The 16,818-nt window shown below is 74.0% G+C and carries 15 protein-coding genes; 9 read left to right on the top strand and 6 right to left on the bottom strand.

Annotated features, from left to right (window positions below; translation table 11 throughout):
• Positions 1-100: 100 nt before the first annotated feature.
• From DEI95_RS07765 to DEI95_RS07755, 3 genes are read left to right on the top strand one after another with little or no spacing between them, the layout of a single operon-like run.
• Entirely contained in the window at positions 101-1,375 is a 1,275-nt protein-coding gene (locus tag DEI95_RS07765) for an LLM class flavin-dependent oxidoreductase (protein WP_111059871.1), read from the top strand.
• Entirely contained in the window at positions 1,372-2,736 is a 1,365-nt protein-coding gene (locus DEI95_RS07760; RefSeq protein WP_111059870.1) for an NtaA/DmoA family FMN-dependent monooxygenase, read from the top strand. The genes DEI95_RS07765 and DEI95_RS07760 overlap by 4 nt, the downstream gene beginning before the upstream one ends.
• Positions 2,733-3,884 (top strand): LLM class flavin-dependent oxidoreductase, encoded by a 1,152-nt coding sequence (locus DEI95_RS07755; RefSeq protein WP_111059869.1) that lies wholly within the window; start codon positions 2,733-2,735, stop codon positions 3,882-3,884. The genes DEI95_RS07760 and DEI95_RS07755 overlap by 4 nt, the downstream gene beginning before the upstream one ends.
• 256 nt (positions 3,885-4,140) lie before the next feature.
• Here the strand turns inward: DEI95_RS07755 and DEI95_RS07750 are convergent, their stop codons facing one another.
• The 4 genes from DEI95_RS07750 to DEI95_RS07735 all read right to left on the bottom strand — a co-directional run bounded on the left by DEI95_RS07750 (position 4,141) and on the right by DEI95_RS07735 (position 8,697).
• Positions 4,141-5,160: a transporter substrate-binding domain-containing protein gene (locus DEI95_RS07750; protein ID WP_111059868.1), complete on the bottom strand. Its 1,020-nt coding sequence runs from the start codon at positions 5,158-5,160 to the stop codon at positions 4,141-4,143.
• Between the two features lie 52 nt (positions 5,161-5,212).
• Positions 5,213-5,986: an amino acid ABC transporter ATP-binding protein gene (locus tag DEI95_RS07745; protein ID WP_110825409.1), complete on the bottom strand. Its 774-nt coding sequence runs from the start codon at positions 5,984-5,986 to the stop codon at positions 5,213-5,215.
• Positions 5,983-7,518 (bottom strand): GNAT family N-acetyltransferase, encoded by a 1,536-nt coding sequence (locus tag DEI95_RS07740; protein WP_111059867.1) that lies wholly within the window; start codon positions 7,516-7,518, stop codon positions 5,983-5,985. Before DEI95_RS07740 ends, DEI95_RS07745 begins: the two co-directional genes overlap by 4 nt.
• Before the next feature lie 210 nt (positions 7,519-7,728).
• Positions 7,729-8,697, bottom strand: coding sequence for an acetylxylan esterase (locus tag DEI95_RS07735; RefSeq protein WP_258367519.1), 969 nt, complete (start codon positions 8,695-8,697; stop codon positions 7,729-7,731).
• A gap of 126 nt (positions 8,698-8,823) precedes the next feature.
• Between DEI95_RS07735 and DEI95_RS07730 the strand changes: the two genes are divergently transcribed.
• The 4 genes from DEI95_RS07730 (at position 8,824) to DEI95_RS07715 (ending at position 11,542) form a co-directional block, all read left to right on the top strand.
• Positions 8,824-9,018: a zinc transporter permease gene (locus DEI95_RS07730; protein WP_111059865.1), complete on the top strand. Its 195-nt coding sequence runs from the start codon at positions 8,824-8,826 to the stop codon at positions 9,016-9,018.
• A 158-nt stretch (positions 9,019-9,176) separates the two neighbouring features.
• Positions 9,177-9,779, top strand: coding sequence for a hypothetical protein (locus DEI95_RS07725; protein WP_111059864.1), 603 nt, complete (start codon positions 9,177-9,179; stop codon positions 9,777-9,779).
• A 10-nt stretch (positions 9,780-9,789) separates the two neighbouring features.
• The gene (locus DEI95_RS07720) at positions 9,790-10,467 is read left to right on the top strand and encodes an RES family NAD+ phosphorylase (RefSeq protein ID WP_111059863.1); all 678 of its coding nucleotides are present in this window, start codon (positions 9,790-9,792) and stop codon (positions 10,465-10,467) included.
• Between the two features lie 73 nt (positions 10,468-10,540).
• Positions 10,541-11,542: a hypothetical protein gene (locus DEI95_RS07715; RefSeq protein ID WP_111059931.1), complete on the top strand. Its 1,002-nt coding sequence runs from the start codon at positions 10,541-10,543 to the stop codon at positions 11,540-11,542.
• Positions 11,543-11,660: 118 nt separating this feature from the next.
• On the opposite strand, the gene DEI95_RS07710 is transcribed toward DEI95_RS07715, so the two are convergent.
• Together DEI95_RS07710 and DEI95_RS07705 are read right to left on the bottom strand one after the other, a co-directional pair.
• Positions 11,661-12,236, bottom strand: a complete 576-nt coding sequence (locus DEI95_RS07710; RefSeq protein WP_110889691.1) for a GIY-YIG nuclease family protein — start codon at positions 12,234-12,236, stop codon at positions 11,661-11,663.
• Positions 12,237-12,304: 68 nt separating this feature from the next.
• Positions 12,305-13,165, bottom strand: coding sequence for a siderophore-interacting protein (locus tag DEI95_RS07705; protein ID WP_111059862.1), 861 nt, complete (start codon positions 13,163-13,165; stop codon positions 12,305-12,307).
• A gap of 75 nt (positions 13,166-13,240) precedes the next feature.
• On the opposite strand from DEI95_RS07705, the gene DEI95_RS07700 reads away from it, so the two are divergent.
• Positions 13,241-13,909 carry a heme oxygenase (biliverdin-producing) gene (locus DEI95_RS07700; protein ID WP_110889693.1) on the top strand — a complete coding sequence of 223 codons (669 nt, stop codon included), beginning with the start codon at positions 13,241-13,243 and terminating at the stop codon, positions 13,907-13,909.
• A 141-nt stretch (positions 13,910-14,050) separates the two neighbouring features.
• The gene (locus tag DEI95_RS07695; RefSeq protein ID WP_111059861.1) at positions 14,051-16,708 is read left to right on the top strand and encodes a phosphoenolpyruvate carboxylase; all 2,658 of its coding nucleotides are present in this window, start codon (positions 14,051-14,053) and stop codon (positions 16,706-16,708) included.
• Positions 16,709-16,818: the final 110 nt, after the last annotated feature.

Raw genomic sequence — 16,818 nt, 5'->3', positions numbered from 1 at the left:
GACGGACGGACGCCGGACGTCATCCGACGCAACACCCCGTCACGGACCGCAACCCACGCCCCGGTCCGGCGTCCGTCGCCGTAGCGTCGACGCACGCCCGATGCCCCGCATCCCGCACGCCGTGACCACCGACAGAGCCGAGGAACCCGTGCCCGACCGCATCACCCTCGTCACCGCCCTGCAGGGCGCCGGATGGCACCCGGCAGCCTGGCGGACCGACCCGGTCGCCGCGCGACGCCTGCCGACCCTGCAGCACTGGCGCGACGTCGTCGGGGAGCAGGACCGCCTCGGCGTCGACGCCGTCACGCTCGAGGACTCCTTCACCGCCGGCCCGGTGGACGCGACCGGTGACCTGGACACCAGCACGGTCGTCGGGCGCCTCGACGCACTGCTCGTCGCCGCCGCCGTCGCACCGGCCACCCGCCAGATCGGCCTCGTCCCGACCGTCTCGGTGACGCACACCGAACCGTTCCACGTCGCAACGGCCCTCCAGACCCTCGACCACGTGTCGACCGGCCGGGCCGGGTGGCGACTGCAGGTGAGTCCCACCGCCCGCGAGGCCGCGCTCTTCGGCCGCCGGACCCTGCCCGACGGAGCACCGGGACCGGGCACGGTCGAGCCGCTGTTCGACGAGGCGCGCGAGGTGGCCGAGGTCGTTGCGCGTCTCTGGGACAGCTGGGACGACGACGCCGTCATCCGCGACGTCGCCACCGGCCGCTTCATCGACCGCGACCGCATCCACGACGCCCGGTTCCGGGGCTCGTACCTGTCGGTGCACGGCGCGTCGATCGTCCCGCGGTCCCCGCAGGGTCGGCCGCCGGTCCTCGCACTGGCGCACCGCGAGGACACGGCCCGGTTCGCGGTCGACGCCGCGGACGTCGTGCTCGTCACGCCCGGCGCGGGCGGCCTGGAGGACCGGGGCGCGCTGGCCGTGGTGCGGGACGCCGAGCAGGCGGCCGGATCGGACCGGGAGCGCCCGGTGCTCGCGGACCTCGCGGTGCTCATCGGGTCGTCGTCGGCGGAGGCGGCGGACGCGCTGGCGGCGCTCGACGCGGCGGCGGGAACCGTGGCGGCGGGGCCTGCGGCAGCGGGTCCCTCCTGGTCGGACGCCGCCGTGCTCGCGACCACCGTGCCGGAACTCGTGTCCCGCATCGGCGACCTCCGTGCCCTCGGGTACGCCGGCGTCCGACTGCGCCCGCTGCGGATCCCGCTCGACAGCACCGCCGTCGCCCGACAGCTCGTCCCCGCGCTCGTCACCGCCGGGCTCCGCGCGGACGTCGCCTCGCGCCCCGTCGCCGACCTGCGGACGCGGTTCGGGCTGCGCCCCGCGGTCAGCCGGTACGCCACCACCACACCCGAGGGGGTCCCCGCATGAGCACGAAGCGACAGGTGCACCTGGCCGCCCACTTCCCGGGCGTCAACAACACCACGGTCTGGAGCGACGACCGCGCGGAGAGCCAGATCGCGTTCTCGTCGTTCGAGCACTTCGCGCGGAACGCCGAGCGGGGCCGGTTCGACTTCCTGTTCCTCGCCGAGGGGCTGCGGCTCCGCGAGCAGAAGGGCCGCGTGCACGACCTCGACGTCGTCGGTCGTCCGAACACGCTGGCCGTCCTGGCCGCCCTCGCCGGGGTGACGTCCCACATCGGGCTCGTCGGCACGCTGTCGGCGACGTTCAACGAGCCGGTCGAGCTCGCGAAGCAGCTCGCCACGCTCGACCACCTCACCGAGGGCCGCGCCGGGTGGAACGTCGTGACGAGCTCGGACGCCTTCCACGGTGCCAACTTCCGACGCGGGGGCTTCCTCGACCACGCGGACCGGTACACGCGCGCCGCCGAGTTCGTCGAGCTCGCCCGCGAGCTGTGGGACTCGTGGCAGCCGGACGCCGTCGTCGCCGACGTGACCTCCGGCGTGTACGCGGAGCGCTCCCGCATCCGGGACGTCGACCACCACGGCCCGCAGTTCGACGTCACCGGCACGTTCCCGGTGCCGCGCAGCCCGCAGCGTCACCCCGTGCTCGTGCAGGCCGGCGACTCCGACGAGGGCCGCGACCTCGCCGCCGCGCAGTCCGAGGTCGTCTTCTCGCTGCACACCGAGTTCGAGGACGCCCGCCGGTTCTCCGACGACCTGGCGGCACGGCTGGAACGGGTCGGACGTTCCCGGGAGGAGCTGCTCGTCCTGCCCGGCGCGACCTTCACGCTCGGCGACACCCGGGCCGACGCCGAGGAACGCTCCCGGGCGATCCGTCGCGCGCAGGTCAGCCCGGCGACCGCGATCGCGTTCCTCGAGCAGGTCTGGAACCGGGACCTGTCGTCCTACGACGTCGACGGACCGCTGCCCGACGTCGAACCCGACGTCGACGCGGACACGATCACCCGCGGCAGGGTCCGGCACGTCCGGGACCCCCGGGCGGTCGTGCAGACGTGGCGCGAGCAGGCCGCGGCGGACCGGCTGTCCATCCGCGAGCTCGTCATCCGGGTGTCGACACGGGGCGGCTTCGTCGGCACGCCGTCGAGCATCGCCGCCGAGATCGACCGGTACGTGCAGGAACGGGCGACCGACGGGTTCGTCGTCGTCCCGCACACGAACCCGCACGGCCTGGACGAGTTCGTCGACAGCGTCGTCCCACTGCTGCAGGAGCGCGGTGTGTACCGGGAGCAGTACGAGGACGGGGCGACCCTGCGCGAGACCCTCGGGCTCTCCGGGCGGGTCCGTGACCGCCAGGGGGTGCTCGCGTGAGCGGCGTCGACCGCGGGGCGCCGGTGCCGCTCTCGGTGCTCGACCTCGTCCCCGTGCGCAGCGGTTCGTCCGCCACGGCGGCCCTGCACGAGACGGTCGACCTCGCCGTCGTCACCGAGCGCGCCGGCTACGCCCGGTACTGGCTCGCCGAGCACCACCTCAACCCGGGCGTCGCGGGCAGCGCACCGACCGTCGTCATGGGTGCCGTCGCCGGTGCCACCACGTCGATCCGGGTCGGCAGCGCAGCGACCCTGGTCGGGAACGTCCGCGGACTGCAGATCGCCGAGACCTTCGGCACCCTCACCGGGCTGTACGGGCCGCGGTTCGACCTCGGTCTCGGCCGCTCGGGCGCACCCGCTCCGGGCACCCCGAAGCCGCCCGCGCTCGCCCCGCGTGCCGACACCGACGTGGACGGGCTGCTCCTGCCCGCGCCCTTCGACCTCCGCATCGCCCCCGGGAGCCGGTTCGCCCTGCAGGGGGAGCTCCTCGGCCGCGTACCCGGTGACGTCGACCGGTTCGAGGACGAACTCGCCCTGGTCCGTGCCCTCTTCGCCGGCACCTGGGAGCGTGACGGCGCCGTCGTCGAGGCGCCACCGGCGACCGGTGCGGACGTCGAGCTCTGGGTCCACGGTTCGACCGGCGGCGAGAGCGCCCGGATCGCGGGGGCGCTCGGTCTGCCCTACGGCGCGAACTACCACTCCACGCCCGGCACCGTCCTGGCGTCCGTCGGGGCGTACCGCGCGGCCTTCCGCCCCGGCGTGCTCGACGAGCCGTACGTCATCGTGTCCGCGGACGTCGTCGTCGGCCGCTCGACCGCCGAGGCCGAGGAACTCGCGCACGGCTACGGGCAGTGGGTGCACTCGATCCGGTCCGGCATCGGCGCGATCGCGTACCCGACGCCGGACGAGGCCCGCGCGGCCCCGCTCGACGCAGCCGCCGCCGCGTCCGTCCGCGACCGCATCGCCGCCCGCTTCGTCGGGGACGCCGGGCACGTCGCGGACCGGCTCGAGGTGCTCCGCCGGGTCAGCGGGGCGGACGAGCTCCTCGTCACGACGATCACGCACGAGCACGCCGCACGGGTGCGTTCCTACGAGCTGCTCGCCGCCGAGTGGGCTCGCCGCACCGCCGAGGCGGTCGTCGTCGCCTGAGGCCCGGCGTCACCTGAGGCCTGGCGTCGCCTGGAGCCCGGCGCGCCGCGCGACCCGGTCGCGCCCGCTCGCGCGGGGTGCGGTCCTGCCGTCGGACGGGAGGCTCCGTGCCGGCGCACACCGCGCCTCCCGTCCGCCAGCGTGCGTCCCGGCGGAACGTCGGCCCGTCGCCGCTGCGCGGACGACGGCGGCAACGCACGACGCGCCGCCCACCGGGGAGGTGAGCGGCGCGTCGTGCCAGCGCGGGAGCCGCGCGTCAACTGTTGTCGAGCGGCAGTCCCTCGGGGTTGACCTCCGAGTGCTCGACGGCCTCGTTCGACAGGCCGTACGCCCGCAGCCACTCCGCGTAGGTGCCGTCCTCGATGAGCTCGTCGAGGGCGCCCGCGATCGGATCCGCGAGACCGCTGCCCTTCTTCGTCGTCGCCGCGATGAGCCCCTGCAGGTCCGCCCCGGCTCCGGAGTACGTGCCCGCCGTCTTCGTGGGGTGCGCCCCACCCGCGCTCTGCCTGTTCTGGTAAGCGATCGTCGGGTTCGGGCCGAAGTACCCGTCGATCTTCCCCGAGTCGAGGGCCAGCTTCACCGCGTTGCCGTCCGGGTAGTACTTGACCGTGACGGTCTTCCCGTCGGCCGCGAGCTGCTCCTGCCACTCGAGCAGGATCTTCTCCTGGTTCGTGCCCGAGCTCACGGCGATCGTCTCCCCGGCGAGGACGGACGGGTCGCCGTCGAAGGACAGGTCGCTGTCGGCCGGTACCTGCAGGGCGAGTTCGTCCTGCCGGTAGGACGCGAAGTCGTACTTCTCCTTGCGCTGCTCGGTCACGGTGATGTTCGAGAACCCGGCGTCGAACTTGCCGCCGTCGATGCCGACGAAGAGGTTGTCCCAGGTCGCGTTCGACACCTCCGCCCGGAGCCCGAGCTTCGCGGCGACGAGGCGGCCGAGGTCCGGCTCCGAGCCGGTGAGCGTCTTCTGGTCGTCCCCGGTGAAGGCGAGCGGCGGGAACCCGGCGGGCAGGGCCCCGACGCCGATGACGAGCTTCCCCGAGGCCTTCACATCGGCGGGGAGGGCATCGTGCAGGGCGGGGTCGGCCGCGACGTCGAGCGTGGTCTCGGTCGCGGCACCGTTCGCGGCGGCGCCGATCGTGACCGAGCCGTCGAACGCGCCGGCGGATTCGGCCGAGGCGTTCGCTGAGCAGCCGGCGAGTGCGACGACGACGCCGGCCGCGAGGACGAGGACGCCGGCACGGTGCCGCTGGCGGAGGGAGACGGGGTTCGAGGACATGGTGCTCCAGACGAGGGGATCGGGTGGGACGGGGTGTGGGAGAGCCGCGCGGTCAGCGCACGCGGGCGAGGAAGTCGCGGGTGCGCGGGTGCGCCGGCGCATCGATGACCTGCGACGGCGGTCCCTGTTCGACGACGCGGCCGCGGTCGAGGAACACGACGTGGTCGGCGACCTCGCGGGCGAAGGCGACCTCGTGCGTGACGACGACGAGCGTGGTGCCGGACCGGGCGAGGTCCGCGATGACGGACAACACCTCGCCGACGAGCTCCGGATCGAGCGCCGACGTCGGCTCGTCGAGCAGCACCACCGAGGGCTCGAGCGCGAGCGCCCGGGCGATGGCGACGCGCTGCTGCTGGCCGCCGGACAGCTGCCGTGGTCGGCTGTCCGCGCGGTCACCGAGCCCGACCCGGTCGAGGAGCTGTCTGCCGCGTGCCCGGGCAGCGTCGGCGGGGACCCCGGCGGCCACCGGCCCCTCGACGACGTTCTCGAGCGCGGTGAGGTGCGGGAACAGGTTGAAGTGCTGGAACACGAACCCGATCCGGGAGCGCTGCCGCAGGATGATCCGTTCGGGTAGCTCCTCGAGGCGCTCACGGCCGTCGCGGCCGCGACGGACGCGGACCCCGACCGGCTCGCCGCCGATGGTGACGACGCCGCGGTCGAGCGGCTCCAGGTGGTTGATCGCGCGGAGGAGCGTCGACTTCCCCGACCCGGAGGGTCCGAGCACCGCCGTCACGCTCCCGGCGGGCAGGTCGAGGTCGACGCCGTCGACGACGACGTGGTCGCCGAACGCCTTCACGGCACTCCGGACGGAGACGGCGGCGGTCATCGGGTGCTCCTGACGGCGGTCGATGCGACGGACGGGTCGGACGCCGTGGTCGCGGGACGGGTGGCGGCGGTGCGGCGGGCAGCCCGCAGCGCGGCACGGATCCGCTGCCAGGGGGTCGGCGGCAGCTCGCGCACCGAGCCGCGGGCCGTCCACCGCTCGACGTGGTACTGCACGACCGACACGGCGCTGGTAAGTGCGAGGTACCAGAGCGTCGCGACGACGAGCAGCGGGATGACGTCCGTCGGGTAGGTGCTCGACAGGTTCTGCACCACCCCGAACAGGTCGAGCAGCGAGACGTAGAACAGCAGCGAGGACGCCTTGAGCAGCCCGATCAGCTGGTTGACGAACGCCGGCACGATCGAGCGGAGGGCCTGGGGCAGCACGATCCGCAGGAACTGTCGGTGACGGGGGAGTCCGAGCGCCTGCGCCGCCTCACGCTGCCCGGTGTCGACGGCGAGGACCCCGGCGCGGACGATCTCCGACGCGTAGGCGATCTCGCTGAGGCTCAGCGCGAGCACCCCGATCGCCAGGTCGCCGAGCAGGTCGGTCGTCGGCACGGTGAACTGCGGCCCGAAGGGGATCCCGACGCCGATCGACGGGTACAGCGAGCCGAGGTTGTAGAGGAAGACGAGCACGAGGATGAGCGGCACCGACCGGAACAGCCAGACGTAGCCCCAGGCGAGCCCGGACAACACCGGGTTCGGCGACATCCGGGCGACCGCGACGAGGACTCCACCGGCGAAGCTGATCACCGCGCTCAACGCGGTCGCGACGAGGGTCAGCTGCAGTCCGGTGAGGATCGCCGGGCTGAACAGCCACGTCCCGACACGGGGCCACCCCCAGGACGGGTTGGTGAACAGCGTCTGCACCAGGTTCAGCACGAGCACGAGGACGACCGCGGCGGCGAGCCACCGCAGCGGGTGCCGGAGCGGCACGACGGGCCGGTCGAGCGCGGCGCGCCCCGCCAGGACGACGTCCGGGTCGGTCTCCGGACGGGAGGCCCGCTCCGCCTCCGCCTCGTCGAGCACCTTCTCGAAGGGGTGGATCCCGATCTCCTCCGGCGGCCGTCCGCGGTCGAACCGGGGGGTGTACCCGGAGCGGAGGTAGAGCCGGACCGCCTCGGGCTGCCGCGGCCCGGTGGTCAGGTGGACGCGGCGGAACCCACGGCGGCGGGCTTCTGCCTCGAGTTCGGCGACGACGAGCCCGGCGAGCCCCCGCCCGCGTGCGGCCGGCGCGGTCCAGATGCGCTTGAGCTCGACGGTCTCCGCGTCGTACGGCTTGAACGCGCCGCCGGCGACGAGCTGGTCGTCCTCGAACAGCAGGACGAAGGCACCGCGGGGGGCGACGAAGTCCTCCGCCGGCCAACGCCGGAGCTCGACCGAAGCCGGCTCGTCGGAGGAGTCGCCGTACCGGGTGTCGTACTCGTGTTCCAGGTCGGCGAGCAGCGGGGCGACGGCAGGGTCGTCGGGGTGCACCGTGCGGAACACGAGCGTGCGGGAGGAGGCGGTGTGCGCCGGGGCCGTGTCGGTCATCGGTGTCCCTCACGTCGGTGACCCGGCCGGCGGGTGCCGGTCGGTGGCCCGACGGTACGAGGGCTCCGCCCCGCTCACAACGGAGGACGAAACACGGCGGCACACTCCGCAACACGGCGCTACACGGCGCAACGCAGCGTCACATCGTGGCCCTCCCCGGTGACCGGACCGGTGCTCGCCCGCTGGCCGGTCGCCGCGGTCGCACCGGTGTCAGCCGAACAACTCCCGGAGCCGCGGCAGCGTGTCGGCGTCCTCGTGCGCCCCGCCGCCCTCGTGGCCGTTGTACTCCCAGACGGTGATCTCCTTCGGGCCAGCCCAGGCGTTGTATGCCGCGTAGACGGTCGAGGGCGGGCAGATCGGGTCCATCAGCGCGACCGAGAACCACGCCGGTGCGGTCGCGCGGGCCGCGTGCAGGACGCCGTCGAAGTACGCGAGCGTGCCGAACACCTGCTCCGTGGCGGTGCGGTGCGTCGCCAGGTAGTCGACGACCTCGTGGTACGGGTACGCGTCGGTGATCTGCGTGGCGTGCCGGTGGTCGCAGAGGAACGGCACGCGGGGGAACACCCCGGCCAGTCCCTCCACCAGGCCGGCGACGGCGATCGCCATCCCGCCGCCCTGGCTGCCGCCGAGCACCGCGACCCGTCGGCCGTCGACGAGGTCGATGTCGCGCACGGCGTCGACGGCGCGGACCGCGTCGGTGGTCAGGCGCCGGTAGTAGTACGTGTCGGGCGACTCGATGCCGCGGGTCATCACGCCGGGGATCGCCGGTCCGCTGCCGTCCGGGTCCGGGGTGTCGCCGGTCGCCCAGCCGGAGCCCTGGCCGCGGGTGTCCATGAGCAGGTGCGCGACGCCCGACGACGCCCAGAGCAGGCGTTCGGTGGGCAGGCCGCGTCCACCGCCGTAGCCGAGGTACTCCACGACGGCGGGGAGCGGAGCGTCGGCGCTGCTGCCCGCGGGGACCGTCAGCCACGCGGCGATGCGCTGCCCGTCCCAGCCGGCGAACGAGACGTCGTAGGTGTCGACCGTCGTGAGGCCGGTGTCGACCCGCTCGGTCCGTACGGCGACGGGGTGTTCCCGCGCTGCCGCGAGGGTGCGTCGCCAGAAGTCGTCGAAGTCGTCCGGTTCGGCGACGCTGCCGCGGTACGAGGTGAGGTCCGGTCCGGTGATGTCGGTGTACACGGTCCGACCCTGGCACGGCACGGCGTCCCGGGGAAGGTCCGACGGGTCTGCCGGTCCGCCGGCGGACATCGGGGGGACGAGCCCGTACGGTGGCCATGAGAACCGATCTCACGAAAGGACGGCACCATGACCGACACGACCGACCCCACCGTCGACGGACCCACGGAGGGCGAGCACCGCGTCGCCGAACACGGCGTCGAGGAGCACGACCACGAGCGCGACGGCGGCGAGCACGAGACCGTCGAGCACGACGACCACGTCGACTTCGTCCACGACGGGCACCGTCACGCCCGTCACGAGGACCACTACGACGAGCACTGACACCCGCTGACGCGGGGTCGCCGGACGGGAGGTGCGGCGCCGGACGCGCACCGCGCCTCCCGTCCGGCGGTCGGGGAGCGGAACCGGCAGGACGGGTTGACACGGTTGTCGCCCCGCGCGTAGCGTGTGGTTGACACGGTTGACGACAGGAGTCCGGTTTGGAATCGACACTGCACCGCTCGGCCACCCGCGGTGCGAGCGCTCAGCGCTCCGGCGCCACGGCCGACGCGGACCGCCGCGCGGGCCGGGGGCTCTCCGCCACCGAGACCGCACTGGTCGAGGCGGTCACCGACCTCGTCCGGCAGGGCCGGGCGGACGGCGCGCTCTCCGACTCAGCGGACGTCGACGCGCTGGCCGAACGCATGCTCGCCGCCCTGCCCGCGGTGAAGCACGAGGCGGACGCCCTCATCGGGCCGTTCTACGACACGACCTCGCTCGCGACCTGGCGTGGTGTGAGCCGGCAGGCGATCCACAAGGCGAGCCAGAAGCGCGACCTGCTCGGCCTGAAGATCGGGGACGGCACCCGCATCTTCCCGTCGTTCCAGTTCGGTGCCTCCGGCGCCCCGCTCCCGCACCTGCGGGAGGTCCTCGACCTGCTCGACCGCGACGGCATCGACCCGTGGGGCAGCGCGCTCTGGTTGAACACCGTCGCCGACGAGTTCGGCGGGACGACCGCCGCCCATGCGCTCCGGGACGGTCGCGTGCAGCCCGTGCTCGCTGCCGCCCGTCGCGCGGCGAACGCCTGGCACGCGGACGCCTGAGCCGCACGCGATGACCCCGGCACACGAGCCCCGGCGCAGCGACGTCGCCCAGCAGCCCCCGGCCGCGGGCGTCGACCTGTCGGCCTTCCCCGCGGTGGAGTCGCGCGGCACCACCTTCTACCGGGCGAAGCGGCACGACCGCGGTGCCTGGTGGTTCGCCTCCACCCCGGCGGACGCGGACGGGATCGACGGCGGCCGCTTCGACCTCGCCGCTCCGCGGGGCACCTGCTACTGGGCGGACTCGGTGGAGGTCGCCGTGCGGGAGCGTCTCGCACACCACACCCTGACCACGAACACCGTGTTCGCGGCACGGGCTCGGGAGATGGTCGTCGTGGCCGCGCGCGCCTCCCGCGGCCGGCGTTTCGCCGACGTCACCGACCCGCTCGCGGTCCGGTCCGGCGTGGGGGCGGAGCTGCAGACGATGGGCGACTACCGGGTGCCGCAGGCGTGGGCCCGGGCCTTCGACGCAGCGGGTTTCGCCGGTGTCCGGTACAGCACCCGCTTCACGAGCGCCGCGGCGGCGAACGCGTGGGCCGTCTTCGGCAGCGCCGGCGTACCGAAGCGGCCTCGGCCGGAGCGCGTGCACCGCGACGGCATCACCGCCTGCCGTGAATCCGGCATCCGCGTGCTCGACGACGGGTCCGACGCCGGTCCCGAGCGGTTCACGTTCGTCACCCCGCCGACCTGAGCGAAGCGGTCCCGGTCGGTGTCGGCGAGGGCCGATCCGGTCGGTGTCGGTGGCTCGTCCTACCGTGCCGCTCGTGGCCGAACCAGTCGATGCGTGGTGGCGCCGCCGACAGTGGTCGCGCGGCGTCCCGGTGCCCTACGCCGTGGGGGAGTTCCGAGCCGAGTGGGCGTCGTGGCCGGTCCTCGTGCGGCAGTACCACCCGGAGTGGAACGCCGGTGTCGTCCTCACGCAGGTGCCGCCGGCCGCCGACGTCCTGCTGACGTGGGAGTGCGACGTCGGCCACGTGTTCGTCGCGACACCGTCCGAGCAGCGGTCCCGGCCGGGCCGTGAGCGCCGACGGTCCGTGTGGTGCCCGGAGTGTGCGGTGCTCGCCCAGCCGCAGCGCTGGCCGGTCCTGCCGGAGGACTGGCCGAGCGGGGTCCCCGTCCCGCAGCGCGCCGTGCGGACGACCGGTCGGCAGACGCTGCCGGCCGCGCCCGCGCGCGGTGGTGCCCGCGCCGTCGCCACCGGGGCCTCCTCGTCCGCGGTGCCGAGCGGCGCGGTGGCGTCGACGCGCCGGGGGAGCCGCCGCACCGGACGGACCGGCGGTGCCCGCTCGGCCGCACCCCGGACCATCTGCCCGAAGACCCCGCGCCTGCCGTCGGGGGAGTCCTTCGTCAGTCGGTGTGCCCCGGCGCCGGCCTCGGCGGTCGAGGCGGAGCTCCGCGCAGCGCTGCGCGACCGGCTCGACCTGACGTTCGACCACACCGCGATCCGCCTGGACCGGCCGTTCCACGAGCACGTCGAGGTCTGGCCGGACATCGTGCTGCCCGAGCTCCGCGTCGCGATCGAGTACGACTCGACCGGGCGGCACGGGCTCGAGCACGTGGGCTCCCGCGAGGACTCCGACCGCCGGAAGGACCGCGCCACCCGTGCCGTCGGGTGGGAGGTCGTGCGCATCCGCACCGGGCGGCTGCCGGCACTCGGTCCGTGGGACCTCCAGGTGTCCGGCGTGTCCGGCCGGACGGTCGACCGGCTCGTCGACGTCCTGCGGGAGATCCGCGGCACGCTCTTCGTCGACGCCTACGCCCGCTGACCGCGGTCACCGCCGACCGCGTGTCGGGCGCGGGACGCCGGTCGATGCCTCGGGTCCGGAACGCCGCTCGCTGCCTCGGACCCATCGCTGCCTCGGGACCAGAGCGCCGCTCGCTGCCTCAGGCCCGGAGCGCCAGCGCCTCGCTGACCCACCGCGTGTGCAGCGCCCACGGGTCCGGGGCGCCCGCGGCGACCGTGCCCACGTGCGCCAGGAGCTCCGGCGTCACGCGGAACCACTCGGTGCCCGGGTAGCGCGAAGCCGCGAACTCGGCGTGTCGCCGTCGTTCGAGCGTCCGGTCGCCCCGCTCGAACCCGAGCAGGTCCTGGTGCGCGATCCGCCCGAGCCGTTGCCGCGGGTTCGCGGTCGTGCCGATCTTGACCCGGTCCCCGCTCTCGTCGCGCATCCGCAGGTAGTAGACGACGTCGACCCGCGGCGCACCGAGTTCGCCGTCCGGCACGTCGCCGAACCGCCACTCGCACACGGCACAGAGGGTCCCGGTCGGGAAGCGCACGCCGATGCGTCCGCCGCACACGATGCACGGGCCGGGCAGCAGGTCCTCGACGCCGACGTGCTCCGCGGCGAAGTCGCCGACCAGGGTGACGTGTCCGAGGCACAGCGGCACGGGCACGCCGTCCGTGGTCGTGCGGTCGCAGCCGGGCACGCAGCAGCGCGGGACGTCTCGGGGCCGGACCATGCGCGGGACGCTACCGGTGACCACCGACGCGCGGCGGGCCTCCCGTCCGACCGGCCGGTGGCGGCAGCTCAGTCGGGGAAGACCACCCCGACGGGTTCGCGCTTCTCCTCCTGGAACCGGTCCTCGGCGCGCCCGAGCGCCCAGTAGGCCGACAGTGACATGTCCGTTTTCTCGAGTCCCCAGTCGTCCTGCAGGACCCGACGGATCGCCTTGATCGCGGCACGCTCGCCGTGCGCGAAGACCCGGACCGGCCGGGAGGCCCTGGGCAGCTCCCGGGTCGCCGCCAGCAGCAGCGTGCCGGGCTCGGCCCCGACCGCGTCGCGGTGCAGCCACCGCAGCGTGACGCCCGTCGGGTGCACGAGCGGCTGTTCGTCGGCGGGGCCGGCCACCTCGACCAGGGCGACCCCCGTGGCGGTGGGGTGCATCGCCTCCAGGGCGGCACCGATCGCGGGCAGGGCGCTGTCGTCGCCGAGCAGCACGTGCATGACGGTCGGGTCGGTCGGTGGTGCGTACCCGCCGCCGGGACCGGACAGTGCGATGCGGTCCCCGGGCTGCGCGGCGACCGCCCAGGGTCCGGCGAGTCCGTCGTCGCCGTGCCCTGCCGACGAGTGCACGACGAAGTCGATCGCGATGGTCCGTGCGAGCGGGTCCACGGCGCGCACCGTGTACGTGCGGCGGGCGGGCAGGTCCGACTTCGGCATCGTCGCGCGGAGGGCCTCCAGGTCGTACGGCGGTCGCAGCCCGGAGCCCGGTTGCGGGAGCAGCAGCTTCACGTACTTGTCCGTCATCGCCAGGCGTTCCGGGTCGGCGTCGCCGACGAAGGCGTCGTACCCGGGTCCTCCGAGGTGCACGCGCACCATGTGCGGGGTGAGTCGTTCGGTCCGGACGACGACCAGGACGTGCTGCGGGCGGTTCGGCTTCGGGCTCATCGGGGACGAGCCTCCTTTCCTGGGTCTTCCCGTCGGTGCGTGACGACGGGCATCAAGTGAGGTTAGCCTCACCTCATGAGCACGAACGTCGTCCCGTTCTCCGAGGCGCTGCGGGCCCGGACCCGGCGCTCGCACGGCGTCTCGGCCGGGCACGGCTTCATGCACGACCTCGTCGAGGGGCGGTGCGACGTCGCCGACTACGCGGCACTGCTCGGGCAGTACGCGTTCGTGTACGACGCCCTCGAACGCGCGGCGGACCGGATGGCGGACCACCCCGTCGCGGCCCCGTTCGTGACGAGCCGACTGACCAGGATGCCGGGCATCCGTGCGGACCTCGAGTACCTGGTCGGGCCCGACTGGGACGAGCTGCTCACGCCGCTCCCGGCGACGACGGCGTACGTGCGACGGCTCAACGAGGTCGCGGCGACGTGGCCGGGCGGGTTCGTCGCACACCACTACACGCGCTACCTCGGCGACCTGACCGGCGGCCACGCGATCGGCCGGTTGCTCGCCGACCAGTTCGGGTTCGAGACGAACGGCGTCCTGCTGTGGATCTTCGACCAGGTGGCAGACCCGGCCGCGTTCACGGACACCTACCGGGCGGAACTCGACGCGGCCCCGTGGACGGAGGACGAGCGGGAGCGCGTCATCGCCGAGGTCGAACTCGCGTACCGGCTCGACGCCGGGCTGCTCGCGGCGGTCGACGGCACGCGGCTGCCGTCCGTCCTCGCCGACCCGGCCTGACCCACCCAGCGGACCGCCGTTGGTCCGCCCGTCCAGACGGTCGTCGTCACGAGGCTGCGCTGCCCGGTACGCTGCTGCCACGCCGGGACAGCCCGGACCGACCCGGGCGGGACAGCCCGGACCGACCCGGGAAGGACCTCCATGACGACGATCGACGGCTCGACGCGCCACGGACGGGCGCGTGACGACGTCAGCGGAGCGGTCGACAGCGACCTCCGCGCCGACGTCCGGTACCTCGGCAACCTGCTCGGCCGGGTGCTCAGCGAGACCGGCGGGCCCGACCTGCTGCGCGACGTCGAGGCGCTGCGCCAGGCGGTCATCCACGCGTACGAGAACACCGACGCCGACGGAGCCGCGCGGGCCGAGGCGGTCGTCGCGGGGTTCTCCGCGGAACGCGCCGAAGAGGTCGCCCGCGCCTTCACCTCGTACTTCCACCTCGTCAACCTCGCCGAGGAGCACCACCGCGTCCGCGTGCTCCGCTCCCGCGGCGACGACGGCGGCCTGCCGGGCGACTCCTTCCCGGCCACGTTCGTCGAGCTCGTGGAGCAGGTCGGCGCCGACGAGGCCGCCGCCCGGCTCGAGGGGCTCCGGTTCCACCCGGTCCTCACCGCGCACCCGACCGAGGCCCGCCGTCGTGCGGTGACCACGGGCGTCCGTCGCATCACGGACCTCATCGACGAACGCGACCGCACGAAGAACGCCACCGCCCGTGCCGAGAACGAGCGACGTCTGCTCGAGGAGATCGCCACGCTGCTGCGCACCTCGCCGCTGCGGACGACCCGGCCCACCCCGTTGGACGAGGTCCGGACCGCGATGAGCGTGTTCGACCAGACGCTCTTCGAGATCGTGCCCCAGGTCTACCGACTGCTCGACGACCGGCTGCAGGGCGACGACGCCGGCCGCGCCCCGGTGCAGGCCCCGGCGTTCGTGCGCTTCGGCACGTGGATCGGCGGGGACCGCGACGGCAACCCGCACGTCACCGCCGACGTCACGCGCCAGGCCGCCGAGATCGCGGCCGAGCACATCCTGCTCGGTCTCACCCGCGCCGCCACCCGCATCGGCAGCGCCCTGACGCTCGACGCCGACCACACCCCCGCGGACGCCGGCCTCACCGCCCTCGTCGCGGCGCAGGAGTCGCTCGACCCGGAGGTCGCCGAGCGCATCGGCATCCGCGCGCCGAACGAGACGCACCGTCGGGCACTGCTCTTCATCGCCGCCCGCATCGACGCCACCCGCCGCGACGACCGTCCGCTCGCGTACAGCGGTCCCGACGAGCTCCTCACGGACCTCCGCGTCGTGCAGGCCTCCCTGACCGCCGCCGGTGCCGTCCGGGCCGCGAACGGCGAGCTGCAGAACCTCGTGTGGCAGGTCGAGACCTTCGGCTTCCACCTCGCCGAACTCGAGGTCCGTCAGCACTCGCAGGTCCACCGCACCGCCCTCGCGGAGATCCGGGCCGGCGGAGCACGCAGCGAGATGACGGAGGAGGTCCTCGCCGTCTTCCGGACCATCGCGGACCTGCAGCGTCGGTACGGCGTCCGTTCGGCGAGCCGGTACATCGTCTCGTTCACGCAGTCCGCGGCGGACCTGGCGAACGTGCACGAGCTCGCGGTCGCCGCGCTCGGCTCGGTCGAGGCCGCCCCGGTGCTCGACGTGATCCCGCTGTTCGAGACCTTCGCCGACCTGCACGCCAGTGTCGACATCCTCGACGAGGCCGTCCGGACCGAGCCGTTCCAGCGACGCCTGGCCGCGACCGGTCGGCGGCTCGAGGTCATGCTCGGCTACTCCGACTCGTCGAAGGACGTCGGCCCCGTGTCGGCGAACCTCGCACTGTACGACGCGCAGGCGCGCATCGCGACGTGGGCCGCGGCGAACGACGTCGAACTGACGCTGTTCCACGGCCGTGGCGGCTCGCTCGGTCGCGGCGGCGGTCCCGCCAACGAGGCCGTGCTCGCGCAGCCGCCGGGGTCGATCGACGGCCGGCTCAAGCTCACCGAGCAGGGCGAGGTCATCTTCGCCCAGTACGGCGACCAGGACATCGCCGCCCGGCACCTCGAGCAGATGGCCTCCGCGACCCTGTTCGCGTCCTCGCCGTCGAACGAGTCCCGCACGGCGGTCGCAGCCGAGCAGTTCGCCGACCTGGCGCAGCAGCTCGACGACGTCTCCCGCGCCGCGTTCTACGACCTGGTCAAGGCGGACGGGTTCGCGCCGTGGTTCGCCCGGGTCACGCCGATGGAGGAACTCGGGCTCCTGCCGCTCGGATCACGTCCGGCTCGCCGCGGCCTGAGCGTCGAGTCCCTCGAGGACCTGCGGGCGATCCCGTGGGTGTTCTCGTGGACGCAGGCGCGCATCAACCTCGCCGGGTGGTACGGCCTCGGGTCCGCGCTCGAGGCGGTCGGCGACCTCGAGCTGCTGCGCACCGCTGCTGCCGAGTGGCCGCTCTTCGCCGCCCTGCTGAAGAACGTCGAGATGTCGCTCGCGAAGACCGACGTCCAGATCGCCCGCCGCTACCTCGAACTCGCGGACCGCGGTGACCTCGGACAGAAGGTCCTCGCCGAGATGGACCGCACCCGCTCGTGGGTCCTGCGGATCAGCGGTGCCGAGGACGTCCTGCAGGACCGTCCGGTGCTCGCGCGTGCGGTGCGACTCCGCTCCCCGTACGTCGACGCCCTGTCGCACCTGCAGCTCCGGGCGCTCCGCTCGATCCGCACCTCGGGCAGCACCGACACGACCGACGCGGACCACCGCCTGCTGCTGTTGACGGTCAACGGGATCGCCGCCGGACTGCAGAACACGGGCTGATCCCCCCGGACCGGGGTCGCGAGAGTCAGCGCGTCCTGTTCCCCCGGTCGTCGACAATCGGTAGCCTCGCTGGAAGGCACGCGCACGTTCTCGAGGAGGACCCGGAGACA

Origin of the sequence: Curtobacterium sp. MCBD17_008 (genome assembly GCF_003234475.1) — a bacterium.
Taxonomy (GTDB): domain Bacteria; phylum Actinomycetota; class Actinomycetes; order Actinomycetales; family Microbacteriaceae; genus Curtobacterium.
Note: the sequence above shows the minus strand (reverse complement) of the source record. Positions and strands in the feature narration are given on the sequence as shown.